A 24,581-nucleotide genomic window follows, 5' to 3' on the forward strand; every position below is an offset into this window, starting at 1 on the left:
GGGGGCCGGCTTCAGGCTGTCGATCGCCGCCTTCACCGCCGCACGGTTGGTCGTCGGCGAGACCAGCAGCGAGGCGTTGGCCGCGAACTCCACCAGCCCCAGGTTGATGCCCGGGGTCAGCTGGGTGGCGAACTGGGCGGCCGCCTCCTCGGCGGCCTTGAGCCGGTTGGGGGGGACGTCGGTGGCCCGCATGGACTGCGACATGTCGATGACCAGCACGACCACCGCGCGGTTGCGCGGGATGCGCATGTCGTGGGTGGGTGTGGCCAGCGCGACGGTCAGCAGGATCAGGCTGAGCAGCGACACGGCGATCGGGATGTGCCGCGTCGGCGACTGCGGCACGCTCGCCTCGGTGAACCGGCGCAGCCGGCGCCGACGGCGGGACTGGACCAGGACGTACACCGCGAGCAAAGCCAGCGGGAGCAAACCGAACAGCAGCATGCCGGGGCGTTGAAAGCCGTACAGCGGTAACGGGCCTATCCCGGGAAGCGACACCCGCCAGTAAAGATGAGACTCACCGGCCCGTCAAACGGGGGCTACTCGCGCCTGAGCCGCCCGTCGACGAATTGCTCCAGGTTCTCCCACTCCCGCACCGCCGGGGCGTACGGCGCGGCGGGCCTGCCGACCGAGCCGGGCTCGAGCACGTAGGCCACCAGCTTGCCCAGCGGGCGGCCCGGCTCGAGCGCCTTGTCGACCGTGCCCTCCTCCGAGTAGTCGCCGATGTCGCGGAGCAGCTCGACGGCCAGCTCCAGCTGGTCGCGGTCCACGGCGTCGGGACCGTCGGCGATGTCGTCGGCAAGCCCGCTGAGCACGTAGACGTTGTCCTCGGTGACCTTGACTTCCAGCGAACCGTCGGTGGCGGCGGTGCGGATGTCGTCGTAGGTGCTCAGGTCGGCCAGGTCGTGGTCGTGCTCGTCGGCGAGGTAGCGGGCCAGCGCGCGCTCGGAGGTGAACACGCTGATGCGCCCGTTGCGGCCCAGGAAGATCGGGCGGTCGTCGAGGTAGCACCGCAGCGTGTAGAAGGTCCCCGAACTCGTCATGATCCGAATCGGGTCGATGCCCACCTGCTGCCAGAAATCCTCGTCGCTGCCCAGGATCACCGTGTCGCCGGCCGCGCGCGGTTCCTCGTCCTCCTCGTCGCCGCCCTCCGCGGATTCGTCCGCCTCCGCGTCGGCTTCCTCGGCGGCCTCGGCGGCCGCCTCGGTGTCCTCGACGTCTTCGGTGTCGGGTTCCTCGGGCTCCTCGTCGAGTTCGTCGGCGGCCTTGGCCGACAGCTTCTCGTCGACCTCGGGCGTGCTGACGATGCCCTCGACGGCGCCGAGCACGTCGTCCCAGCCGCGCCCGATGATCTCGCCGATAGCGTTCCAGCGCTTGAGGCCGGCCTTGCCGGTGAAGTGGTCGATCCCGCCCGACACCGTGCCCAGCGTCGGATTGCCGTTGAAGAACTTCAGCACCGCCGCGAGCTCACACACCGAGCCGATGGACGAGACGAGCGCCAGCGTGCGGGCCAGCGAGGACACCGACTCCTCGGTCGGCTTCTCCGACACCAACTCCTCGACCGTGACCAGGTCGAACTGCCTGTCCTCGGCCGGTGAGAACTTGTGCGCGTGGGCGGTGGTCAGGTCCTTCCACGCCGGGTGGTCGACCAGGTCGTTGTCGGTATCGGAGCGCACGAACGCGACCAGGTCGGCGACCGAGGAGAAGACGTACAGGTCCTCGTCCTTGCCCAGGAACGCCTCCCACTCGTCGCCGGCGTCGCGCCAGCGGGGTGCCCACACGGTGTAGCGGTCACCGTCGGACAGGCTCAGGCGGATGGGCACGAGGTCAGCAGCCATGCGGCACACAATAGCGACGGCCGCCGAGGGCGCCCGGCGCGGCTAGCCCGGACCTAGCCCCAGATATCCGTGATCGGCGGTGCGCCGCCGGCGTAGCCGGTTTTGGGCAGCCCGTACATCTGCTCGATCGTGGAAAGCACGGTGTAGTGGTTGATCTGCTCGCTGTAGCTGCCGGGGCGCACGTGGGCGCCGTAGAAGATCGTCGGGATCTGGTTGCGCCTTCCGCCGTCGTCCTCGTCCCACGTCACGATCAGCAGGCTGTTGTTGGCCGCCGCCCAGTTGGCGTAGCCCGACAGCTCGCGGTTCAGCCAGGCGTCGGCCTGCGCGATGGAGCCGTCGTGCATGTTGTCGTCGTTGTTGGGGATGACGAACGACACGGTGGGCAGGCCGGCGTAGTTGCCCATCGGGAAGGCCGAGAACGGCAGGGAGTTCGCCGGCGGGACGTTGGTGAAGTTGGCCCACGGCACGTGCTTGCGCGCGTATTTCCCGGCGGTGCACGCCGGCGAGCCCACCGCGGGCAGGCCTTCGGCGAAGCCGGCGAACGTGTACCCCGCCGCCAGCAATTCGGAACCCAGGTTGGGTGCGGCGCCGGCGTTGACCGGGCACGTGTCGCTGGTCACGCCGAAGGTGTTGCCGGCGAACAGCGCGAGGTAATTCGGTTCGCTCGGGTGTGTTTCGGCGTAGGACTGGGTCATGTTGGCGCCGGCCGCGGCCAGGGCGGTGATGAAGGGCGCCGACTTGTTGCCGATGATGTTGGCCTCGGAGCGGTTCTCCTCCACCACGATCACGATGTGCGCCGGCTGCGGAAGGGCCGCTGCGGCAAGGCCTATCCGCGGAGCCGGTGGGCCGGGCGCCGGCTGCAGCAGGGCCACCGCGGCGAGGAGTCCGAGAACTCGTAATGCCCTGTCCGTCAGGCGGGTTGCAGCCGGGATTCCGCTGGGCACCACGGGAGCATAGTGGCGGTCAGGGCGCCCCGACGGCGGCGACGCGGGCCGTTTCGGCGGGGCGTTAACGAAATGCGGCCGGATCGTTATATAGGGTCGAACACCGTGGAGGTGCGCATTGTCGATCACCCGCTGGCGGTCGCCCGGCTGACGACGATGCGCGACAAACGCACCGACAGCGACGGATTCCGGGCGGCGTTGCGTGACTTGACCGCGATGTTGATCTATGAGGCCACCCGGGACGCGCCCCGCGAGACCTTCCCGATCCACACCCCGCTGGCCGAGGCGCTGGGGGAACGGCTGGCCGAGCCGCCCCTGCTGGTGGCGGTGCTGCGGGCCGGGCTCGGCATGGTCGACCAGGCGCTTGCGCTCCTGCCCCAGGCGCGGGTCGGATTCGTCGGCGTCGCCCGCAACGAGGAAACCCACCAGGCGAGTGGGTATTTCGAGTCGCTGCCCGACCGGCTCGCCGGCGTGCCGGTGCTGGTGCTGGATCCGATGCTGGCCACCGGAGGGTCGCTGAAGTACACCGTGGGGCTGCTGCTGGAGCGCGGCGCGACCGACATCACGGTCTTGTGTGCGCTGGCCGCCCCCGAAGGCGTTGCGGCGCTTGAGAAGACGGTGCCCGACGCGCGGCTGTTCACCGTGGCGGTCGACGACGGGCTCAACGAGAACGCCTATATCGTGCCGGGTCTCGGCGACGCGGGCGACCGCCAGTACGGGCCGCGCTAGCTCACAGGTTCGCGGCCGCCGACACCACCTCGTCGCGCAACGCGCGGGCGCGCCGCCGCGCATCCTGCAGGCCGCCGCTGACCGCGCAGCGAACTTCGATGTAGCACTTCAGCTTCGGCTCGGTCCCGGAAGGCCGCACCACCAGCCTGACAGTCGTGTCACCGGCGCCCCCGGTGAAGATCAGCGCGTCGGTGATATCGGTGACGGTCGCGTCGAACCCGGCGAGCGTCGCCGGTGGCGCCGACCGCAGCCGCCGCATCAGGTCGGCGGCCTCGGCGGCGTCGGCGACGCGGCGCGACACCGCGGCGACGTCGTGCACGCCGTGCCGCCGGGCGAGGTCGTCGAGCGCGTCGGTCACCGAACGGCCCTCGTCCTTCAGCGCCGCCACCAGATCGCACACCAGCACCGCGGCGCTGATGCCGTCCTTGTCGCGCACGGCGTCCGGGTCGACGCAGTGCCCGATCGCCTCCTCGTAGGCGTACACCAGGGTGTCGCCGGGCGCGTTCGCGTCGGCGCGCGCCAGCCACTTGAACCCGGTGAGCGTCTCGACGTGGGTGGCGCCGTGGTGGTGGGCGATCGCGGCCAGCATCCGCGACGACACCACGGTGCTGGCCACCACCGCCGTTCGCGGATCGGGGATGTGCGACAGGATGTAATCGCCGAGCAGCCAACCGGTTTCGTCGCCGGACAGCATTCGCCATCCCGATTCGGTGGGGACGGCAACCGCGCAGCGGTCGGCGTCGGGATCGAGCGCGATCGCGACGTCGGCGGTGACGTCGGCCGCGAGGGCGAGCAGCGCGTCGGTGGCGCCGGGTTCCTCCGGGTTGGGGAAGGCGACGGTGGGGAAGTCCGGGTCGGGAGCGAACTGGGCTCCCACGGTGTGTACCTGCGGGAAGCCGGCGCGCTGCAGCGCTTCCACCGCCACGACGCCGCCCACCCCGTGCAGCGGGGTCAGGGCCACCCGCACCGGGCCGGTGCCGCGCCGCACGCCGGCCGCGCGCTCGACGTACTGCTCGACGACATCGGTGACGGCGGGTTGCACCGGCGCCCTGTCGATTTCGTCCGCCGGGGGAGCCGCGGCCATCGCGGCCTCGATCTCGCGGTCGGTGGGGGAGACGATCTGGATGCCGCCGTCGGTGTAGACCTTGTAGCCGTTGTCGGTCGGCGGGTTGTGTGACGCGGTGATCTGTATCCCGGCGCCGGCCCCGGCGCGGCGCACGGCGAACGCAACCACCGGCATGGGGACCGGCCCGGGCAGCAGCGTCACCGATAATCCTTGGGCGGCAAGCACTTCGGCGGCTACCGTGGCGAAGACGGCGGAGCCGTGCCGGGAGTCGCGCCCGACGATGACCTGCGAGCCGGCCAGGTCGCGGGCGTCCAGCACCCGCGCCACCGCCCAGGTGGCCCGCGACACCACCGCCACGTTCATGGCGTCGGGGCCGCCGCGCACCGGGCCGCGCAGGCCCGCGGTGCCGAACTTCAGTGGGTGGGCGAAGCGTGCGGCGAGTTCGTCGGGCCCGCAGGCGGCGAGCTCGGCGGCCGTCGCCGGGTCGGGATCGTGCGCGATCCACTCCGCCGCGGCGATCGCAAGCCCGGCGTCGCCGGGGGCCGCGGGTCGCCGCCGTTCCTCGGGCGTCATCGCTAGAACCGGGCCACGACGTCGGCCAGCAGGGCGCCCATCCGGCTCGCCGACGCGGCGCCGGCGGCGAGCACCTCGGCGTGGCTCAGCGGCTGGCCGCCGATTCCCGCGGCCAGGTTGGTCACCAGCGACACCCCCAGCACCTCGGCGCCGGCCGCCCGGGCCGCGATGGTCTCGTGCACAGTCGACATGCCGACCAGGTCGGCGCCCAGCGTGCGCAGCATCCGCACCTCGGCGGGCGTCTCGTAGTGCGGCCCCGGCAGCCCGGCGTAGACGCCCTCGGCCAGCCCCGGGTCGACCTGGCGGGCGAGGTCGCGCAGCCGCGGCGCGTAGGCGTCGGTAAGGTCCACGAACTGCGGGCCGGCCAGCGGCGAACGCGCGGTCAGGTTGAGGTGATCGCTGATCAGCACCGGCTGGCCGACCGCCATGTCGGTCCGCAGACCGCCGGCCGCGTTGGTCAGCACGACGATGCGCGCGCCGGCCGCGCAGGCCGACCGCACCGGGTGAACGACGTGACACAGGTCGTGGCCCTCGTAGGCGTGCACGCGGCCGACCAGCACCAGCACCCGGCGCTCGCCCACACGCGTCGACATCAGCTCGCCGGTGTGCCCCACGGCCGTGGGGGGCGCGAAGCCCGGCACGTCGGCCTGGGGCAGCACGGCGGTCGGAGTGCCAAGGGCGTCCGCCGCGGGCCGCCACCCCGATCCGAGGACGACGGCGACGTCGTGCTCGGCCACGCCGGTGCGCTCCCCGATGAATTGCGCCGCCCGCCGCGCGAGGCCGGCGGGATCGGATGCGACGTCGCTCACAGTCGGGGAGCCTAGTGCGGGCCGCCGGATCGAGCGCCGCGATGGTGCCCGCCGGGATATGTGAAAATCTGCCGCATGGATCTTCGTAGGTGGCCGGTCGTCGGCCTGGCCGTCGCCGTTGCGGTGTCGGTGTTTTCGATCACGAGCGGCGCGGCGGCAACGGCGCGGGCCGACGGGTGCCCCGATGTGCAACTGATCTTCGCCCGCGGCACCGCCGAGCCGCCCGGCCTGGGGGTGGCCGGGGACGCGCTGCTGGCCGCGCTGCAGCCCGCGCTGGGCTCGCGCAGCGTCGACGCGTACGCGGTGAACTATCCGGCCAGCTACAACTTCCTGCAGACCGCCGACGCCGCGAACGACGCGCGCGACCACATCGCGCAGATGGTCGACCAGTGCCCGGGGACGAAGCTGGTGCTCGGCGGCTTCTCCCAGGGCGCCGCCGCGGTCTCGATGCTGGCCGGGGTGCCGCCGCTGGGCAACACCATCGGCAACTTCGGCTCGGCGCCCGAGCTGGATCCCGGCCTGGCCGGCAAGGTCAGGGCGGTTGCGGTGTTCGGCAATCCCGGCAATCGCTTCAACACACCGCTTTCGACGACCGGTCTGTTCGCCGGCCGCGCCATCGACATCTGCAGCCCCGGTGATCCGGTGTGCGTCGTCGGCGGCCGGGACCGGGAGGCCCACCACGACTACGGCGTGGCGCCGTACCCCGGACAGGCGGCGGGATTCATCGCCGGACTAGTGTAGCCCCGGCGCTCTTCGTCGCGGTGGGATACTGCGAGGATGCCCACCTCCGCATTGGACCACCCCTCAGGCAGGGTCGAGGATGTCGTGCGGCGACGTGGCCCCGACCTGGTTGAGCTGTCCCACGCCATCCACGCCGAGCCCGAGCTGGCGTTCGCCGAGCATCGCAGCTGTGCCAAGGCCCAGGCGCTGGTCGCCGAGCGCGGTTTCGAGATCACCGCGTCCGCCGGTGGCCTGGAGACTGCGTTTCGCGCCGACTTCGGCAGCGGCCCACTGACCGTCGGGGTCTGCGCCGAATACGACGCGCTGCCCGAGATCGGGCACGCCTGTGGCCACAACATCATCGCGGCGTCCGCGGTGGGCACCGCGCTGGCGCTGGCCGAGGTGGCCGACGAGCTGGGCCTGCGGGTGGCGCTGATCGGTACCCCCGCCGAGGAGATGGGCGGCGGCAAGGCGCTGCTGCTGGCCGCCGGGGTGTTCGACGACATCGCGGCGGCGGTGATGCTGCATCCGGGGCCCGCCGACATCGCGGCGGCCCGCTCGCTGGCACTGTCGGAGGCGACGGTGCACTACCGTGGCAAGGAATCCCACGCTGCCGTCGCGCCGCATCAGGGGATCAATGCCGCCGACGCCGTGACCGTCGCGCAGGTGGCCGTCGGGCTGTTGCGGCAGCAACTGGCCCCGGGTCAACTGGTGCACGGGATCGTCACCGACGGCGGGCAGGCGGTCAACGTCATCCCCGGGCACGCGACGCTGGAGTATGCGATGCGGGCCGTCGAATCGGATTCGCTGAGACAGCTGGAGGGCAGGATGTACGCGTGCTTCGCCGCGGGTGCGCTGGCCACCGGCTGCGAATACGAAATCGACAACCCGGCCCCCGCCTACGACGAGCTCACGCCCGACGCATGGCTGGCTGACGTCTTCCGTGAGGAGATGCGCCGGCTGGGGCGCGAGCCGGTGGCCCGCGAGTTCGAGGCGGCGCTGCCCATGGGCAGCACCGACATGGGCAACGTGACCCAGGTGCTGCCGGGGATCCACCCGATCGTCGGGGTCGACGCCGGTGGCGCCACGGTGCACCAGCGCGCCTTCGCCACCGCCGCGGCCGGCCCCAGCGCCGACCGCGCTGTCGTCGACGGAGCGATCATGTTGGCCCGCACGGTGGTTCAGCTGGCCCAGACGCCCGCCGAGCGCGACCGCGTCATGGCCGCGCAGGAACGGCGGGCGCACGCATGAGCCTCGCCGATGCCGCCACCTCCTGGCTGGCCGCACACCACGACAACCTGGTCGAGTGGCGCCGGCACATCCACCGCTACCCCGAGCTCGGCCGGCAGGAGTACGCCACCACCCAGTTCGTCGCCGAGCGGTTGGCCGACGCGGGGCTCAACCCCAAGGTGCTGCCCGGTGGCACCGGGCTGGTCTGCGACCTGGGCCCCGAACACGAGCCCAGGATCGCGCTGCGGGCGGACATGGACGCGCTGCCCATGGCGGAACGGACCGGCGCGCCCTACACCTCCACCATGCCCAACGTCGCGCACGCCTGCGGCCACGACGCCCACACCGCGATCCTGCTCGGCACCGCGCTCACCCTGGCGTCGGTGCCGGAGCTGCCGGTCGGGGTGCGGCTGATCTTCCAGGCCGCCGAGGAGTTGATGCCCGGCGGCGCGATCGACGCCATCGCGGCCGGAGCCATTTCCGGGGTGTCGCGGATCTTCGCCCTGCACTGCGACCCGCGGCTGGAGGTCGGCCAGATCGCCGTGCGCCACGGCCCCATCACCTCGGCGGCCGACCAGATCGAGATCACCCTGCACTCCCCGGGCGGGCACACGTCGCGCCCACACCTGACCGCCGACCTGGTCTACGGCCTCGGCACGCTGATCACCGGGTTGCCCGGGGTGCTGTCGCGCCGCCTCGACCCGCGCAACGGCACGGTGCTGGTGTGGGGCGCGGTCAACGCGGGGGTCGCCGCCAACGCCATCCCGCAGACCGGGGTGCTGGGTGGCACGGTCCGCACCGCCAGCCGGCAGACCTGGGTAGGGCTCGAGGAGATCATCCGGGAGACGGTGTCCTCGCTGCTCGCGCCGCTGGGCATCGACCACACGCTGCAGTATCGGCGCGGCGTGCCGCCGGTGGTCAACGAGGACGTCTCGACACGCATCCTCACCCACGCGATCGAGGCCATCGGCCCCGACGCGCTGGCCGACACCCGCCAGTCCGGCGGGGGCGAGGACTTCTCCTGGTACCTCGAGGAGATTCCCGGCGCGATGGCGCGCCTGGGCGTGTGGCCGGGTCAGGGGCCGCAGCTGGACCTGCACCAGCCGACGTTCGACCTCGACGAGCGCGCCCTGGCGATTGGGCTGCGCGTGATGGTCAACATCGTCGAGCAGGCTGCCCACTTCTAGCTCTTCCACAGCGCGAGCGACCGTGTCTGTACGGCGACACGTCGCTGTGAGCGGCAATTTGCGGTCGCTCGGCAGGGTGAGTTGTCGGCGTGGCGGAGCCCGCCCACCATGGCCCGCATGCATCCAGAGCTCAGCCGGCTGCTCGACGCCCAGGGCGGCGTCGTCACGTCCGCGCAGGCTCTGACGTACCTGCCGCGTCGGGCGTTGGACCTTGAGCTGCAGAGGGTTTGGCATGGCATCTACGGCCAGGGCGAACTGACCACCGCGCTGCAACTCCGTGGCCTGGATTTGGCAACCGGCACCAGCGTCGCCGCATGCATGGGTACAGCCGCCGCCGCGTACGGCTTCGACACCGAGTCGACGCCCGCGCTGCACGTGCTCGAGCCGGATGGCCGCCGACTGCGATCGTCCGACGGACTGATAGTGCACCGGCGTGAGGGCGCCCCATTGACCATGGTCGGTGGACGCCCTGTCACCGCCCCCGCGTGGACGGCGATCGAGGTCGCCCGCAGTCTTCGCCGGTCCAGAGGGCTCGCAACGCTGGACGCAGCCTTGCGCAGCGGCGCCTGTATGCCTAGCGAGCTGGCGCGGGCCATCGCTGGACAGTCCGGCCGTCGCGGGATTGTGACCGTCCGCCAACTGCTGGGTCTGGTTAGCCCATTGGCGGAGTCGCCAATGGAGAGCGAGGCACGGCTGGTAATGATCGACGGCGGTTTGCCGACGCCGGTCCTTCAATACGAGGTCGTGGACCTGCGGGGCCGCGTCTGGCGGCTCGACTTCGCCTGGCCAGATCTGTGTGTCGCCGCCGAATACGACGGCGTGGATTGGCATAGCGGGCCCGATGCCTTCATCCGTGACCGCCGACGTTCCTCGGCGCTCCAGGAGATGGGCTGGTCGGTGGTCGCCATCGTGGCCGAAGACGTCAGGCGCCGGCCGTGGGAACTCATCCGCCGGCTCGAGGCGCAGTTGGAGCGAGCCCGCGCCGCGTGACGTCTCGCGAGCGACCGCAAATTTCCGCTCACAACGGCGTGTCGCCGTACAGACACGGTCGCTCGCGGGAAGGGATTAGCCGGTGCCCGGGCCGACGTTGTGGGCCGGCCGTGTTCGCAGGTTGTGCACGTAATCGCTTGGGGCTCCGGCGATTTCGGCTGCATCGGCCATCACGCCCAGATACCGCGCCGACGGCAGGCCACCCTCCCAGGCGTCGAGCACATACAACCAGGCCAGCACCGGGTCGGTGCTGGTGTCCGACGAGATGCGCTCGACCCGGCACCGGATCTTCTTGTGCACGCCGAACTCCGAGCCCTCCCACCGATCGAGGTTGTTCTCGTCCGCCGGGGTCATGTCGTAGAGCACGACGAACACCTTGGAATCCGGGTCCTCGACCACGGTGGCCAGCGCGCCCTCCCAGCCGATGTCCTCGCCCCCGAACGTCAGGCGCCAGCCGTGCAGCCAGCCCGTTCCGGCCATCGGCGAATGGGGTGCGCGCTTGAGCATCTGCTCAGGATCCATGTTCGACCCGTAGGCGGCGTAGAGCGGCACGGGGAAAGCTTAGACGTCGGATGCGGGCGCGGTCTTCTCCCGAGGGCCCTCGCCGGGCTGCAGGGTCACCGGGGGCCCCGCTAGGTTGGGGCTGTGGCGACCCGCATCGTGATCCTCGGTGGAGGCCCGGCCGGTTACGAAGCGGCCCTGGTGGCCGCCACCTCCCACCCGGACACCACTCACGTCACCGTCATCGACTCCGACGGCATCGGCGGCGCGGCCGTGCTCGACGACTGCGTCCCCTCCAAGACCTTCATCGCCTCCACCTGGCTGCGCACCGAGCTGCGCCGGGCGCCGCGGCTGGGGTTCGACATCGACATCGACGACGCCAAGATCTCCCTGCCGCAGATTCACGCCCGGGTCAAGCAGCTCGCCACCGAGCAGTCGGCCGACATCACCGAACAGCTGCTCGCCGTGGGCGTGCACGTGGTCGCCGGCCGCGGCGAGCTGATCGACCCCACGCCCGGGCTGGCCTGCCACCGCGTCAGGGCGACCGCCGGCGACGGCACCACCAGCGAGTTCGAGGCCGACGTCGTGCTGATCGCGACCGGCGCCAGCCCTCGGGTCCTGCCGTCGGCCCAGCCCGACGGCGAGCGGATCCTGACCTGGCGGCAGCTCTACAACCTCGAGGCGCTGCCCGAGCACCTCGTCGTCGTCGGGTCCGGCGTCACCGGCGCCGAGTTCGTGCACGCCTACACCGAGCTGGGCGTTCCGGTGACGGTGGTCGCCAGCCGCGACCGCGTGCTGCCCTACGAGGACGCCGACGCCGCGCTGGTCCTGGAGGAGGCGTTCTCCGAGCGCGGCGTTCAGTTGGTCAAGAACGCCCGGGCCCAGTCGGTCACCCGCGCGGGAGACGGCGTGCTGGTCACCCTGGCCGACGGGCGCACCGTGGAGGGCAGCCACGCCCTGATGACCATCGGATCGGTGCCCAACACCGGCGGCCTGGGCCTGGACCGCGTCGGCATCGAGCTGGGCCGCGGCGGTTACCTGACCGTGGACCGGGTGTCGCGGACCTCGGTGGCCGGCATCTACGCGGCCGGCGACTGCACCGGCCTGCTGCCGCTGGCGTCGGTCGCCGCCATGCAGGGCCGGATCGCGATGTATCACGCGCTGGGCGAGGGCGTCAGCCCCATCCGGCTGCGCACCGTGGCGGCGACGGTGTTCACCCGGCCCGAGATCGCGGCCGTCGGCGTGCCGCAAACGATGATCGACGACGGCTCGGTGTCGGCCCGCACGATCATGCTCCCGCTGCGCACCAATGCCCGGGCCAAGATGTCGGGTCTGCAGCAGGGCTTCGTGAAGATGTTCTGCCGCAAATCCACCGGCGTCGTGATCGGCGGCGTGGTGGTGGCCCCGATCGCCTCCGAGCTGATCCTGCCGATCGCGGTGGCCGTCCAGAACCGCATCACCGTCAACGAGCTGGCGCAGACGCTCGCCGTTTACCCCTCGTTGTCCGGGTCGATCACCGAGGCCGCTCGTCGGCTGATGGCCCACGACGATCTGGACTAGCCTTGGTTCGACACCGTCCTACTGGCGAGTAACCGACAGGAGTTTCCCGGTGACCGATCCGATCCACGCGCCCAGCGAGCTCGGCTCGCCGGCATCCGTGCTGGGACCGCAGCACCGCGAGGTGGCCTGGGAGCGGCTCGGCACCGAGCAGTTCGACGTCGTTGTCATCGGCGGCGGCGTGGTGGGCTCCGGCTGCGCGCTGGACGCCGCCACCCGCGGGCTCAAGGTGGCGCTGGTCGAGGCGCGCGATTTCGCGTCGGGCACCTCGAGCCGCTCGTCGAAGATGTTCCACGGCGGGCTGCGCTATCTCGAACAGCTCGAGTTCGGCCTGGTGCGCGAAGCGCTCTACGAACGGGAGCTGTCGCTGACTACGCTGGCGCCCCATCTGGTCAAGCCGATGCCCTTCCTGTTCCCGCTGACCAACCGCGTGTGGGAACGGCCCTACATCGCGGCGGGCATCTTCCTCTACGACCGGATGGGCGGCGCGAAATCCGTTCCGGCGCAGAAGCATTTGACTCGCGCCGGCGCGTTGCGGTTGAGCCCCGGCTTGAAGCGGACGTCGTTGATCGGCGGAATCCGCTACTACGACACCGTCGTCGACGACGCACGGCACACCCTGACCGTCGCGCGCACGGCCGCCCACTACGGCGCGGTGGTGCGTACCTCCACCCAGGTGGTGGCGATGCTGCGCGAGGGCGACCGGGTCACCGGCGTGCGGGTCCGCGACTCCGAGGACGGGTCGATCACCGAAGTGCGCGGCCACGTCGTGGTCAATGCGACCGGCGTGTGGACCGACGAGATTCAGGCATTGTCCAAGCAGCGCGGGCGATTTCAGGTGCGCGCCTCCAAGGGCGTGCACGTGGTGGTCCCGCGCGACCGCATCGTCAGCGACGTCGCCATCATCCTGCGCACCGAGAAGTCGGTGATGTTCGTCATCCCGTGGGGCAGCCACTGGATCATCGGCACCACCGACACCGACTGGAACCTTGACCTGGCCCACCCCGCGGCCACCAAGGCCGACATCGACTACATCCTGCGGACCGTCAACACGGTGCTCGCCATCCCGCTGACCCATGCCGACATCGACGGCGTGTACGCCGGGCTGCGGCCGCTGCTGGCCGGTGAGAGCGAGGAGACCTCCAAGCTGTCCCGCGAACACGCCGTGGCGGTGCCGGCGCCGGGCCTGGTGGCCATCGCCGGCGGCAAGTACACCACCTACCGGGTGATGGCGGCCGACGCGATCGACGCCGCGGCGCAGTTCGTCCCGGCCCGGGTGGCGCCCTCGATCACCGAGAAGGTCAGCCTGCTGGGCGCCGACGGTTACTTCGCACTGGTCAATCAGGCCGAACACGTTGCGGCGCTGCAGGGTTTGCATCCGTACCGGGTGCGCCACCTGCTGGACCGCTACGGCTCGATGATCGGCGACGTGCTGGGGCTGGCGTCCGGAAACGCCGACCTGCTCACCCCGATCAAGGAGGCGCCCGGCTATCTCAAGGTGGAGGCGCACTACGCCGTCACCGCCGAGGGGGCGCTGCACCTCGAGGACATCCTGGCCCGCCGGATGCGCATCTCCATCGAATACTCGCACCGCGGCGTCGACTGTGCGCGCGAGGTCGCCGACGTGGTCGCCCCGGTGCTCGGCTGGAGCGCGGCCGACGTGGAGCGTGAGGTGTCGAACTACTCGGCGCGGGTGGAGGCCGAGATCCTCTCGCAGGCCCAGCCCGACGACGTGTCGGCCGACGAACTGCGCGCGAGCGCCCCGGAGGCCCGCGCCGAGATCCTCGAGCCGGTGCCGCTCAATTGAGGCCCGCGCCACTGCCGGTGCGGGACGGCCTGGGCCCGGCGCGGGTGCGGCTGCGCGGGGGACCGGTGATGGCCGAGCTGACCGACCGGTTCGGCGCGCCCGCGCGGTCGAAGGTGCTGGCCGGGGAGGTCGTCGATGCGGGCGGCGCGGTGGTCGACGAGGCCACGGTGCTGCCCGCCGGATCGCACGTATTTCTGTACCGAGAGCTGCCCGACGAGGTTCCGGTGCCGTTCGACATCCCGGTGCTGCATCGCGACGCGGACATCGTCGTGGTCGACAAGCCCCATTTCCTGGCCACCATGCCCCGCGGGCGGCACGTGGCGCAGACGGCGCTGGTGCGGCTGCGGCGAGAACTGGGCCTGCCGGAGCTGAGCCCCGCCCATCGGCTCGACCGGTTGACCGCCGGCGTGCTGCTGTTCACGGCGCGCCGCGAGGTACGCGGCGCATACCAGACGCTGTTTTCCCGTGGGCTGGTGCGCAAGACGTATCTGGCGCGCGCCGCCGTGGATCCGGCCGTGGCGTTGCCCCGCGTGGTGCAAAGCCGGATCATCAAGCGGCGCGGCGTTTTACAGGCCGTCTGCGAACCCGGTGCGCCCAACGCGGAGACGTTCGTCGAACTCGTTTCACCGGACGGCCTGTACCGGCTGACCCCGCGCACCGGGCGCACCCACCAGTTGCGCGTGCACATGGCCTCCCTCGGCCTGCCGATCGACGGGGATCCGTTGTACCCCAACATCATCGACGTGCCGCCCGACGACTTCAGCACGCCGCTGCGGCTGTTGGCGCAGCGCATCGAGTTCGACGACCCGGTGACCGGCGCCCGTCGCGAATTCGTCAGCCGCCGAACGCGGCCCTAGATGGTGATTCTGGCTTCGGTCGTCGCGCATGAGGCCACCCGCCCTGTGGGATGTCAGCGGGGAGAATACACTGCCCGGCGGCTACCTCGCGCCGTTCGGGGGCGGCGTCCTCGCCGCGATCGTCTTGTTGCCTACGGGGAGGAGCGCTCCGGCTGCATCAGGAAGGCGGACCGAACGCGGCTGAATTCTTGCCGTCAGTCTTCGGGGTTGCTGGAGCGGGTGTCGTCGGCGGAGGTGATCGCCGCGTTGATGAGCGTTTCGAGCGGCGGTATCCCACCATGTGTTTCTCTTAGCTCTGAAAAGTATCCATCTATTTCGGCCGACAGAGGCGTACGCTCCCCCACGGAAGTGCCTTAAGCCTGTGCTGGGCCACCGGGGCGCTCGCGGCCCCCGAAGTCGACCCGCTCCAGGATTACTGCGCCGAGCGCACGGCGATGATGCCGACCCGACGACGCACCCGCGCCCGGGACCGCGCCGCGCGCGTGGCCACCGAACGTCGACAGAAGCGAATGGCCCGCACCGCGGTCCGGCAAGCAAGCGACACCGCGCATTACCGGCCCCGCGACGCCACCACCGACGACGACCCACCACCGTTTTGAAGCGATTCCCGCACCCCACGCTTCGGGGAACGTTCCGGGCTCAGCCGTCGATGTGCGTCGGCGGGTCGCCGAAGGTGAAATCCGCAGGGGGATGGTCGGGACCCATCACATCGCAATGCCCGTCGGGCACGAGGTACGAACTGGCGCCGTTGGGAATCAACCGGGCGACTGCCACGCAACGCTGCCAGGTGCCGTCGGGCTGCACTGGTCCGTCGCACTTGCTGAGGACGGGTCCTCCGTACAGGCAGCCGGCGCTGGCCGGCGGCGCCGAGACGATCGGCCCCGCGGCCATCAGCAGGACAGCGAATCCTCCGACGATGCCGCGCTTCATGGTTGCCTCCCGACACCTGACGCTACCGCTTTCATAGCGGCTTTTGGGATCGGTAGCGAACCATTCGCTGTCTGCTGATTCGCGTAGTCCACATCGGAAAGGCGCGAGCCAATGTCGCACAATCGCAAAGTCGGGAAGCTCATCGCCGGCGCGCTGCTGTCAGGCGGCGTGGCGGCAATAGGCCTGGGGCTGTCCGGGGGCACCGCGCAGGCGGGCCCCACAATGACGCCCCAATTCAATCGTCCACTGCCCGTGGACAACTTCACGGTTCCGCACGAATGGTGCCCGGGGCAACCGTTGCCGATGCCGGACGTCCGTTGGGACATGGGCGTCTGCCACCACTGGTACTGGGTCCCCGTCGGGGGCATGGGCAACGTCGGCCAATTCGTCTGGGAGGGGGATGCTCCGCGGCGCCCGCTTGGCCCGCCGCCGTGCTACGGAGCGCCCATCTGCCTGCCCGGCCTGTAGTGGGCATCGCGCCCGCGTGGGCGCCCCACGATCGGGTAGCCCGCGGCGCCACGGTGACCGTCTGCGAAATCCATTCCAAGGCAGATCGGCTGCCGGAAAAGGCCCGGTCGTTTAATGCTTTGGTTACCCTAAGGTCAGGGGTATATCGTTCGTCCCAGCCGGGACTCGACGGGGAAGGATCTGGGGGGCACCCTGGGGGGTGAGTGCTCAATGTTTCCGGCGTGTTTGCAACCTGGTAAACGCAATTTTCCGGCCGCGTACTCGGCATAGACAAGGTGAGATGTGATGGACTCATTCGCGCCACCCGAGGTCACCTCGACGCTCATCCACTCCGGTCCCGGGGCGGGTTCGCTGATCGAGGCCGCGGGCGCGTGGCAAAGTCTGGGCGTCGAGCTGGAGAACTCGGTCGCCGTGTATGCCTCGGTGTTGTCGTCGTTGATCGAGTCGTGGGACGGCTCATCCTCGATGGCGATGCTGCAGGCCGTGCAGCCCTACCTCATCTGGCTGCGCACCACCGCGCAGCAGGCCCAGCAAATGGCCACCTCTGCGGAGTCTGCCGCGGCGGCCTTCAGCGACGTTCAGTCCGCGGTGGTGCAGCCCGCAGTGGTGGCCGCCAACCGGACGCGGCTGGCGCAGCTGCTCGCCACCAACACGTTCGGGCAGAACACGGCCGCGATCGCCCAGACGGAAAACGCGTACCAGACCATGTGGGCGAACAACTCGGCGGCGATGACGCGCTATCAGGCGACCACCAGCCAGGCCACAAGCCAGCTGTCCCAGTTCAATTCGCCGCTGTCCATCACCAGCCCGAGCGGGACGGCCAGCCAGCAGTCAGCGGTGTCTAATGCAGCCCTGTTGAGCTCCGGCTCCACGAGTTCGACGGTGAGTAATGCGGCCTCGTCGCTCACTTCGACTATCAGCAGCTTCGACCCGAACTCCGGTTGGTTCAGTTACTTCAGCACCTGGGGCAACCAGTTCATCTCGTCCGGCTTTCCGATCAACATGCTCAGCTACCTGGCGCAGAACACCTCGGCCCAGGCGCTGCAGGGCGTGGGCAGCGACATCGGCCTGGGGCTCTCCCAGGGTGAGGGGGCGCTGGCGGCGTCGGTGACCAGGCTGGCCGGCGCGATCTCGGCCGCCCCTGGGGGCGCGCCAGCGGCCGCGATGGGGGTCGGGGTCTCGCTGGGCAAGCTGACGGCGCCGCCCGCGGTGGTGGGGCTGCTGCCGGCGACGCAGACACCGGTGCAGCTGGCCTCGTCGGTGTCGCCCCTGCCGGCCGACGCCGGGCTGACCGGAATGCCGGTGATGCCGATGATGGCCCCCGCGACGAACTCGGCCGGCAGCGGGTGGCGCAAGCGCAAACAGCAGAAGTTCGAGGATCTCGAATACGGGGCGGAACTCCCGAAGAAGGTGATCCAGCGACCGCCCAGCGGCGGATGAGGGGCGATCATGGTTCCTCACGACTCCGGAAGCCGCTTTTCGCCGCCGGATAGGTCGATGGCGGCGCGAGCCCTGTATCGCGCACGCGCGACGGCACTCGTGCGCCCCGTGCCGGCGGGTGACCCGTGATCGATTTCGGCCTGCTGCCTCCCGAGATCACCTCGGCGCTGATCCATGCCGGGCCCGGCGCCTGGTCGATGATCGACGCGGCAGGCGCATGGCAAGAGCTCGGCGCCGCGTTGGAGGCGGCCGCCAGCAGCTACGCCTCGGAGTTGGCGTCGACGATGGCGACCTGGCAGGGTCCGTCCGCGCTGTCCATGGCCCAGGCGTTCGAGCCCTACCTCGCCTGGCTGCACACCACCGCGGCGCAATGCCAGGAAATCGCCGCTTCGGTGGAAATCGTCACGGCCGCATTCGAATTGACCCACTGGACAGTGGTGCACCCCTCCGTCGTGGCGGCCAACCGGGCGCGGCTGGCGCTGTTGCTGGCCACCAATTTCTTCGGCGTCAACGCTCCTGCCATCGCCGAGACCGAGGCCGAGTACAACGCCATGTGGGTGAACAACTCCACCGCGATGTACCGGTACGGCGCCACGTCGCTGAACGCCGTCAAGCTGTCTCAGTTCTCGCCACCGCCACAGGTGGCCAATCCCTCGGCGGTGACCACCCAGGCCACGGTCGCGCCCACAGCGAACGCGCTGACCAGCTCGTCGACCACCGGGTCCGTCATCGACGCGCTCGGCGTCACCCCCTTCGACCCCAACAAGGGCTGGTTCGGGTATTTCAGCACCTGGGGCAACCAGATCATCGCGGGCGGTCTCCCCGTCAACCTGCTCAGCTACATCGCACAGGTCAACGCGGCCCAAGCGCTCCAAGGCGTCGGCGCCGACATCAGCCAGGGCCTGGCGGAAGGTGGGGCCGCCCTGGCATCGGCGGATGCCAGCCTCGTGAACGCGCTCGGTTCCGGGACGCTGGCCCCCCGCGGCGCGCTGGGGGTCTCCGTCCTGGTGGGCAAGCTGAGCATGCCGCCCGCGACGGTGGGGATGCTGCCCGGCGTCCAGCCGCCGGTGCAGCTGGCCTCGGCGGTGTCCCCGCTTCCGCCGGGCGCGGCGCAGCCGCCCGCCCTCCCGTTAGCCCCGATGCGGACGCCGATGGGCGGCAAGGGTGGTCGCGGCGATGGTCGGGACTACGACGACATCGAGATCGGCGCGGAGCTTCCCGGCACCGTCATGAAGCGACCGCCGTCAGCGGGATAGCCTGGGCCCCAACGCCTGACGGCGCTCCGGCCGTGACGGGCCGGGCTCGTCCTCGGCCAGGGTGAAATAGCTCTCCTCCTCCTGCAGGAAATGCAGGCGCAGCAGGGCGTGCAGCCCGTAGAGGCACGCAAGCAGGTCGTCGACCTGGTCGGGGCCGATCCCTCCGCTGCTCTGGGCCAACGCCAGGTGCGCGCCGATCCGGTCGGAGAGTCGCTGGATCTCGGCATGGGTCCGGCTCATCGGTGCGGTCGCTTCGCTGGTGCCCAGCGGGTGGGCCAGCGCCGGATAGAGCTCCGACTCCTCGGCCCGTTCGTGCGGGATGATCCGCTCGGTGAGCACGGTGTGGGCGTGGCGCACGGCCTCCATAGCCGGCTCGTCGGCCCCGTCGGCGAGCCGGTCGGCGGCGTCGCGCAACAGGTCCACGGCGTCGCGCAGCTCGTCGTGTTCGGCGTCGAAGCGCCGCAGCAGCTGTTCGGTCGTAGCCGGCAGGTCGACCTCGATGTCGGGGTTGCCGCGCAGGGCGCGCAGCGCGTTGAGGATCACGGCGACGTCGATGCCCTCCTGCACCAGTGCGCCGACGGCCGGCGGCAGCCACCCCGCGGCGGCGACGGTCATCGCGGCCAGTGACAGGGCCATGCCGACGACCGCGCTCTGCACGGCGATGCGTCGTGACCACCGGGCGATGTCCATCGCGTCGGCGAGCCGCTCCAGTCGATCGGTGGTCAAGACGATACTGGCCGCCTCCGAGGACGCGGTGGCGCCGCGGGCACCCATCGCGACGCCGACGCTGGCCGCGGCCAACGCGGGTGCGTCGTTGACCCCGTCGCCGACCATCACGGTCACCGCGCGGTCCTTCTCGGCGCGGACGGCGGCCACCTTGTCCGCCGGGCTTTGTTCGGCGTACACCTCGTCCAGGCCCAGCACGGCCGCGACCTCGCGGGCAGGCTCGGTGCGGTCACCGGTGAGCATGACCAATCGGTTCAGCCCCGCCTCGCGCAGCCGCCGCAGGGTGCGCGGGGCGTGACGACGCAGCGGGTCGCGCAGCAGCACCGCGCCCGTGGGCCGCCCGTCGACGCAGACCCAGGCGATGGCGGCGCCGTCCAGCAGGGCGCGATTCACCACCGCGCGGGCCCATTCGGTGTTGGCGGTGTCGTGCCAGAGTTTGCCGACGTGCACCCGGTGACCATCCAGGGTGGCGGTGACGCCGCGGCCGGGTTCCTCGACGACCTCGGTCGGAAGGGACAGCTGCAGGCCGCGGGCCCGCGCGGCGGTGACGATCGCCTCGGCCAGGACATGCGGGGACATCTGATCCACCGACGCCGCCACCCGCAGGATCTCGATCGCGTCGCGCCCGGGGGCGGCGGCCACGTCGATGACGACCGGGCACCCCATGGTCAGGGTGCCCGTCTTGTCCATCACCAAAGTGGTTGCGTGGCCGAGGTTTTCCAGAGCGCCGCCACCGCGGATCACCACACCGCGGCGCGAGGCCCGCGACAGCCCGGACACGATGGCGACCGGTGCCGCGAGCAACAGCGGGCACGGGGTCGCCACCACCAGCACCGCCACCGCCCGCACAGCGGACCCACTGGCCAGCCACGCCGCGCCGGCCACCAGCAGCGTCAACGGCAGGAACCATGCCGCGTACCGGTCGGCCAGCCGCACCACCGGCGCGTTCTCCGCGCCGGCCTCCGCGGCCAGGCGGACGATGTGGGCGTAGGTGCTGTCGGCGGCGGTGGCCGTGGCCTCCATTTCAAACGCGCTGCCCGCGTTGACCACCCCGCTGCGCACGGGTTCGCCGGCGGTTCGCTCCACCTGCAGCGGTTCGCCGGTCAGGACCGATTCGTCCAGCACCGCGACCGCACTGGAAATGCGCCCGTCGACGGGCACCACTTCTCCCGGGCCGACGAGCAGCAGATCGTCGATTGCCACGTCATCCAGCGCGATGACGTCCACTGCCGAGCCGACTCGGCGGCGGGCGAACCGTGGCGCGTGCTCCAGCAGCGCCCGCAGGTCGTGGGACGCGCGGCGTTCGGCCGCGGCCTCCAGGGCCCGCCCGCCGGCCAGCATCACCGCGATCAACGCCCCCGCGAGATATTCGCCCACCAGCAGGGTGCCGACCAGCGACAACACCGCTATCAGGTCCACCCCGAACCGGCCCCGGCGCAGCGCGGCGATGACCCACACCACCGCGGGGATCACCGCCACCACCGTGCCCGCGATCCATGAGCCGTCGGCGATCCGCCGGGCACCGGCCAGCCAGGCGATCCCTCCGGCCGCCAGCGCGGCGGCGGTCACCGCGGCCAGGGCCGGCTCGACCCACCGGGTGGGCAGGGTCCGCCGCCCGCGCGCCCCGACGTCCATGCCAGTCAGCCTTCCCTGACATCGCGGCGATGGCTAGGGCCGGATGGACGGGGATTGAGGACTCAGGTCACTAGCAGGTGGCGGCGCGTCCCGGTCAGCATTGGTGACGTGACTGCAAGTCCTTCCGCCGGTTCCATGCCGATCCACACCATCACCGGCGACCCCGTCGCCCGCGTCCCCGCCGACGCCACCATCGCCGACGCCGCCAGGGCCATGGTGACCTGCGACGTGGGTGCGATCGCGGTCGGCGACGACCCGCGGCCCGCCGCGCTGGTGAGCGAGCGCGACATCGTGCGGGCGGTGGCGGCCGGGCGGAATCTCGCGACCGCCCCGGTCTCCGACGTGGCCAGCACCAAACTGGTGTGGTGTGACGCCGAAGCCTCGGTGGACCAGGTCGCCGCCCGGATGATGGACCGCTACATCCGCCACGTGCTGGTGGAGCGCGACGGCGCGCTGGTCGGCATCGTCTCGGCCCGCGACCTGCTGGGCGTCTACGCGGACTTCGATTCTTGAGGCCGCGAGCGGTGGCCGCGCTTCTCGGCGGCGGCCTGGCCGGGCTGACGGGCTGGGACCTGCTGCAGCGCCACCACACCATCCTGCGCAACTTCCCGGTCATCGGACACCTGCGGTTCCTGCTGGAAGCGGTGGGCCCCGAGCTGCGCCAGTACATCGTCACCGACAACGACGCGGAACGCCCGTTCAGCCGTGACCAGCGCCGCTGGGTGTACACGTCGTCGAAGCTGGCCAACCGATACTTCGGCTTCGGCACCGACAACGACCTGGAGCGGGTGCACAACTATCCCATCGTCAAGCACGCCGCGTTCCCCGTCGCGGCGCCGGCCGGTGAGCCCGACCACCCGGACCCGGCGGTGCCACTGCCGGCGGCGAAGGTGCTCGGCGCCGCGCGCGGCCGCGCCAAGGCCTTTCGCCCGTCGTCGCTGGTCAACATCTCCGGGATGAGCTTCGGTGCCCTCGGCGGCGCAGCCGTCACCGCCCTGAACAAGGGCGCGGCGATCGCCGGCGCCCTGCACACCACCGGCGAGGGTGGGGTGTCGCCGTATCACCTCCACGGCGGCGACCTGGTCTGGCAGATCGGCACCGGCTACTTCGGCTGCCGCGACGAAGAGGGCCGGTTCAGCCTGCCCCGGCTGGTCGACCGGGTGGCGGCCACGCCGTCCATCCGCGCCATCGAGATCAAGCTCAGCCAGGGCGCCAAGCCCGGCCTGGGCGGCGTGCTGCCGGGCGCCAAGGTCACCCCCGAGATCGCCGCCATCCGCGGCGTGCCGGCCGGGGTGGACTGCCGGAGCCCGGCGGGCCACTCCGCGTTCCATGACGTCGACGGGCTGCTGGAGCTGGCGGAGACGATCGCCGCCGAGACGGGCCTGCCGGTCGGCATCAAGTCGGCGGTCGGGGAGGGGCGGTTCTGGTGCGACCTGGCGGGGCGGATGGCCCGCACCGGCACCGGTGTCGACTTCGTGACGGTCGACGGCGGCGAGGGCGGCACCGGCGCGGCCCCGCTGGTCTTCACCGACCACGTCGCCCTGCCCTTCAAGTGGGCTCTGCCGCGGGTGTACCGGGCCTTCGCCGAGCACGGGTTGCACCGCGACGTGGTCTTCATCGGGTCGGCCAAGCTGGGCATCCCGGAGAACGCGCTGCTGGCCCTGGCCACCGGCTGCGACATGGTCAATGTCGGCCGGACCGCCATGTTCTCGATCGGCTGCATCCAGGCGCAGCGCTGCCACACCGGCCGCTGCCCGTCGGGCGTGGCGACCCAGTCGCCGTGGCTGCAGCACGGCCTCGACCCGGACCTGAAATCGGTGCGCTGCGCCAACTACCTGGCCACCCTGCGGTTCGAACTGCTGCAGCTGGCCCGCACCTGCGGCTACGTCCATCCGGCGCTGGTGCCGCTGGAGGCCATCGAGCTTCTCGACGTCGACATGAAGACCGTCCGAGTCGATCAGTTGCTGGATTACCAGCCCGACTGGGGCCTGCCCGGCCCGGCCGACGCCGAGGCGATCACGGCCGTGATGTCCGGCGGCGCAGGATGAATTTGCGGATCTCGCTGACCCACAGGACCGTGCTGGCCACGGCGATGCAGACCAGCCACTGACTCAGCGAGAGCGGCGTGGTGGTGAAGGCCGTGTTGAGGACGGGTAGCTGAACGACGGCGACCTGCAGCAGCGCCGACAGCCCGATCGCCGCCCACAACCACCGGTTGGCGAAGAAGCGGTGGAACGCGGACCGGGTCACCTCACGCTGCGCCGATGTCGGTTCGTGGTCGACCGTGCACACCAGATGGGCGATCTGACCGGCCTGGGTCGCCGTCGCCATGCCCGCTGCGGGCCGGGCCAGGGTCCGGGCGTGTTTGAGCACCGGTACAGCCCCATCAATGCCACTTCGGCCGGTGGCGACGGGACGCTCTCGACGTCGTTGGCGTCCACCGAGCGCGCTCAACCGGTCAGTGCTGGCTCGCCGGCTGCGGCGAGGCGGCTTCCCTGCGGGACTCCAGCATCCGATTGCGGACGATGTGCTCGACGAGGATCGGTACGAAGGTCTGGACGGGGGCGTCGACGAACTGCTCGGCGGCCTCCTCGGACCAGCGCTTGATCTGGGCGGTCCGTTGCTCGTCGCCGAGCCCCTCATGGCGGGCCAGCTTGTCGGCGACGTCGGCCACGGATCGCGCCACCGTCGAATGGCTGTGTTGCGGCACCGCGTCGTCGGCGGGCATCCGGGCCTGCTCCAGCGCCTGACGGGCGACCTCCTCGCCGGCGTCGGGGCGGATGACGTGCAGCGTGAGGTGGTGGCCGTCCTCGCCGATCAGGATGACGCTGGACGGCTCGTCGCTGGTGAACGCCAGCAGTTCGACCGTGTGGCCGCCGATTTCGGCCAGCGGCGGCGTCTCCTGCCAGCCGTTGCGGCGATAGCCCACCATCGCGACCGGGCCGAGCCGCTCGGACACCGACGCCAGCAGGCCCGGCAATTCGTCGACCAGGTTCGTGGTCCGCGGCCACCAGGCACCGTCGACGTGCTCGGAGACGGCCCGATAGGGCTTGAGCTGTAAGCGATTTTCCATATGCACGCCTCAATCGTCGTCGGGGCGGTCGGAACCCGACAGGGCCGGCCGCACCGAAGGGGTGGGACTTTGTGCCCTTTCGGGACCGGTCGCCGGCTCGACGCCGAGCCAGCGCCGCTGCACGCTGTGTGACGCGCGCAACATCAGATCGGGTGCGACCGCGGACAGGGAGCTGGCCGTCGCCGCCGCCAGCAGGCCCTGACCCCAGGCCAGCGGGTCTAGCGGCGTGCAGCCGAACAGTTGGCTCA

24 protein-coding genes are annotated in these 24,581 nt (G+C 71.0%); 13 read left to right on the forward strand and 11 right to left on the reverse strand.

Annotated elements, in window-relative coordinates; all coding sequences use genetic code 11:
* From A9X04_RS20105 to A9X04_RS20115, 3 genes are all read right to left on the reverse strand, one after another.
* The coding region (locus A9X04_RS20105; RefSeq protein ID WP_156764439.1) for a VWA domain-containing protein at positions 1 to 495 on the reverse strand (495 nt) is incomplete at its 3' end.
* A 41-nt stretch (positions 496 to 536) separates the two neighbouring features.
* Positions 537 to 1,835 carry a primosomal protein gene (locus tag A9X04_RS20110; protein WP_067924249.1) on the reverse strand — a complete coding sequence of 433 codons (1,299 nt, stop codon included), beginning with the start codon at positions 1,833 to 1,835 and terminating at the stop codon, positions 537 to 539.
* 53 nt (positions 1,836 to 1,888) lie between these two features.
* Positions 1,889 to 2,779 carry an alkaline phosphatase family protein gene (locus A9X04_RS20115; protein ID WP_156764440.1) on the reverse strand — a complete coding sequence of 297 codons (891 nt, stop codon included), beginning with the start codon at positions 2,777 to 2,779 and terminating at the stop codon, positions 1,889 to 1,891.
* A gap of 105 nt (positions 2,780 to 2,884) precedes the next feature.
* On the opposite strand from A9X04_RS20115, the gene upp reads away from it, so the two are divergent.
* Entirely contained in the window at positions 2,885 to 3,508 is a 624-nt protein-coding gene (gene upp, locus A9X04_RS20120) for a uracil phosphoribosyltransferase (protein ID WP_067924250.1), read from the forward strand.
* Position 3,509: 1 nt separating this feature from the next.
* Here upp and A9X04_RS20125 read toward each other — a convergent pair whose 3' ends face one another.
* A complete protein-coding gene (locus A9X04_RS20125) occupies positions 3,510 to 5,093 on the reverse strand; it encodes a phospho-sugar mutase (RefSeq protein WP_067924267.1) in 1,584 nt (527 codons plus the stop codon).
* Positions 5,094 to 5,149: 56 nt separating this feature from the next.
* A complete protein-coding gene (locus A9X04_RS20130; protein WP_067924251.1) occupies positions 5,150 to 5,956 on the reverse strand; it encodes a purine-nucleoside phosphorylase in 807 nt (268 codons plus the stop codon).
* A 123-nt stretch (positions 5,957 to 6,079) separates the two neighbouring features.
* On the opposite strand from A9X04_RS20130, the gene A9X04_RS20135 reads away from it, so the two are divergent.
* The 4 genes from A9X04_RS20135 (at position 6,080) to A9X04_RS20150 (ending at position 10,083) form a co-directional block, all read left to right on the forward strand.
* Complete coding sequence (locus tag A9X04_RS20135; protein ID WP_197509252.1) at positions 6,080 to 6,697, forward strand: cutinase family protein; 618 nt, start codon at positions 6,080 to 6,082, stop codon at positions 6,695 to 6,697.
* A gap of 36 nt (positions 6,698 to 6,733) precedes the next feature.
* Complete coding sequence (locus A9X04_RS20140; protein WP_067924252.1) at positions 6,734 to 7,927, forward strand: M20 family metallopeptidase; 1,194 nt, start codon at positions 6,734 to 6,736, stop codon at positions 7,925 to 7,927.
* Entirely contained in the window at positions 7,924 to 9,093 is a 1,170-nt protein-coding gene (locus A9X04_RS20145) for an amidohydrolase (RefSeq protein ID WP_067924253.1), read from the forward strand. Before A9X04_RS20140 ends, A9X04_RS20145 begins: the two co-directional genes overlap by 4 nt.
* Positions 9,094 to 9,210: 117 nt before the next feature.
* The gene (locus A9X04_RS20150; RefSeq protein WP_067924269.1) at positions 9,211 to 10,083 is read left to right on the forward strand and encodes an endonuclease domain-containing protein; all 873 of its coding nucleotides are present in this window, start codon (positions 9,211 to 9,213) and stop codon (positions 10,081 to 10,083) included.
* 75 nt (positions 10,084 to 10,158) lie between these two features.
* On the opposite strand, the gene A9X04_RS20155 is transcribed toward A9X04_RS20150, so the two are convergent.
* Positions 10,159 to 10,635, reverse strand: coding sequence for a gamma-glutamylcyclotransferase (locus A9X04_RS20155; RefSeq protein ID WP_067924254.1), 477 nt, complete (start codon positions 10,633 to 10,635; stop codon positions 10,159 to 10,161).
* A gap of 93 nt (positions 10,636 to 10,728) precedes the next feature.
* Between A9X04_RS20155 and A9X04_RS20160 the strand changes: the two genes are divergently transcribed.
* The 3 genes from A9X04_RS20160 to A9X04_RS20170 all read left to right on the forward strand — a co-directional run bounded on the left by A9X04_RS20160 (position 10,729) and on the right by A9X04_RS20170 (position 14,805).
* Entirely contained in the window at positions 10,729 to 12,144 is a 1,416-nt protein-coding gene (locus tag A9X04_RS20160) for an NAD(P)H-quinone dehydrogenase (RefSeq protein ID WP_067924255.1), read from the forward strand.
* Between the two features lie 49 nt (positions 12,145 to 12,193).
* Positions 12,194 to 13,948, forward strand: a complete 1,755-nt coding sequence (locus A9X04_RS20165; RefSeq protein ID WP_067924256.1) for a glycerol-3-phosphate dehydrogenase/oxidase — start codon at positions 12,194 to 12,196, stop codon at positions 13,946 to 13,948.
* 68 nt (positions 13,949 to 14,016) lie between these two features.
* Positions 14,017 to 14,805 carry a pseudouridine synthase gene (locus A9X04_RS20170; protein WP_231980509.1) on the forward strand — a complete coding sequence of 263 codons (789 nt, stop codon included), beginning with the start codon at positions 14,017 to 14,019 and terminating at the stop codon, positions 14,803 to 14,805.
* A gap of 639 nt (positions 14,806 to 15,444) precedes the next feature.
* On the opposite strand, the gene A9X04_RS20175 is transcribed toward A9X04_RS20170, so the two are convergent.
* Entirely contained in the window at positions 15,445 to 15,735 is a 291-nt protein-coding gene (locus tag A9X04_RS20175) for a hypothetical protein (protein ID WP_067924258.1), read from the reverse strand.
* Positions 15,736 to 15,846: 111 nt separating this feature from the next.
* Here A9X04_RS20175 and A9X04_RS20180 point away from each other — a divergent pair, with 111 nt between their 5' ends.
* From A9X04_RS20180 to A9X04_RS20190, 3 genes are all read left to right on the forward strand, one after another.
* Positions 15,847 to 16,203 (forward strand): hypothetical protein, encoded by a 357-nt coding sequence (locus A9X04_RS20180; RefSeq protein WP_067924259.1) that lies wholly within the window; start codon positions 15,847 to 15,849, stop codon positions 16,201 to 16,203.
* Positions 16,204 to 16,488: 285 nt separating this feature from the next.
* Positions 16,489 to 17,643 (forward strand): PPE family protein, encoded by a 1,155-nt coding sequence (locus A9X04_RS20185; RefSeq protein WP_067924260.1) that lies wholly within the window; start codon positions 16,489 to 16,491, stop codon positions 17,641 to 17,643.
* Positions 17,644 to 17,771: 128 nt separating this feature from the next.
* Complete coding sequence (locus tag A9X04_RS20190) at positions 17,772 to 18,899, forward strand: PPE family protein (RefSeq protein WP_067924270.1); 1,128 nt, start codon at positions 17,772 to 17,774, stop codon at positions 18,897 to 18,899.
* Here A9X04_RS20190 and A9X04_RS20195 read toward each other — a convergent pair.
* A complete protein-coding gene (locus A9X04_RS20195) occupies positions 18,888 to 21,260 on the reverse strand; it encodes a heavy metal translocating P-type ATPase (protein ID WP_067924261.1) in 2,373 nt (790 codons plus the stop codon). The genes A9X04_RS20190 and A9X04_RS20195 overlap by 12 nt on opposite strands.
* A gap of 108 nt (positions 21,261 to 21,368) precedes the next feature.
* On the opposite strand from A9X04_RS20195, the gene A9X04_RS20200 reads away from it, so the two are divergent.
* On the forward strand, positions 21,369 to 21,773 hold the full coding sequence (locus A9X04_RS20200; RefSeq protein WP_067924262.1) for a CBS domain-containing protein: 405 nt from the start codon (positions 21,369 to 21,371) through the stop codon (positions 21,771 to 21,773).
* Positions 21,770 to 23,308 (forward strand): FMN-binding glutamate synthase family protein, encoded by a 1,539-nt coding sequence (locus A9X04_RS20205; protein WP_067924263.1) that lies wholly within the window; start codon positions 21,770 to 21,772, stop codon positions 23,306 to 23,308. The genes A9X04_RS20200 and A9X04_RS20205 overlap by 4 nt, the downstream gene beginning before the upstream one ends.
* Here the strand turns inward: A9X04_RS20205 and A9X04_RS31645 are convergent.
* The 3 genes from A9X04_RS31645 to A9X04_RS31045 all read right to left on the reverse strand — a co-directional run.
* On the reverse strand, positions 23,277 to 23,633 hold the full coding sequence (locus tag A9X04_RS31645; RefSeq protein WP_067924264.1) for a cation transporting ATPase C-terminal domain-containing protein: 357 nt from the start codon (positions 23,631 to 23,633) through the stop codon (positions 23,277 to 23,279). The genes A9X04_RS20205 and A9X04_RS31645 overlap by 32 nt on opposite strands.
* A gap of 85 nt (positions 23,634 to 23,718) precedes the next feature.
* Positions 23,719 to 24,339 (reverse strand): DUF5994 family protein, encoded by a 621-nt coding sequence (locus tag A9X04_RS20215; RefSeq protein ID WP_156764441.1) that lies wholly within the window; start codon positions 24,337 to 24,339, stop codon positions 23,719 to 23,721.
* Positions 24,340 to 24,342: 3 nt separating this feature from the next.
* A partial coding sequence (locus A9X04_RS31045) for a hypothetical protein (protein WP_197509251.1) occupies positions 24,343 to 24,581 on the reverse strand: 239 nt, incomplete at its 5' end.

This window comes from Mycobacterium sp. E3247, assembly GCF_001667785.1.
Classification (GTDB): Bacteria; Actinomycetota; Actinomycetes; order Mycobacteriales; family Mycobacteriaceae; genus Mycobacterium.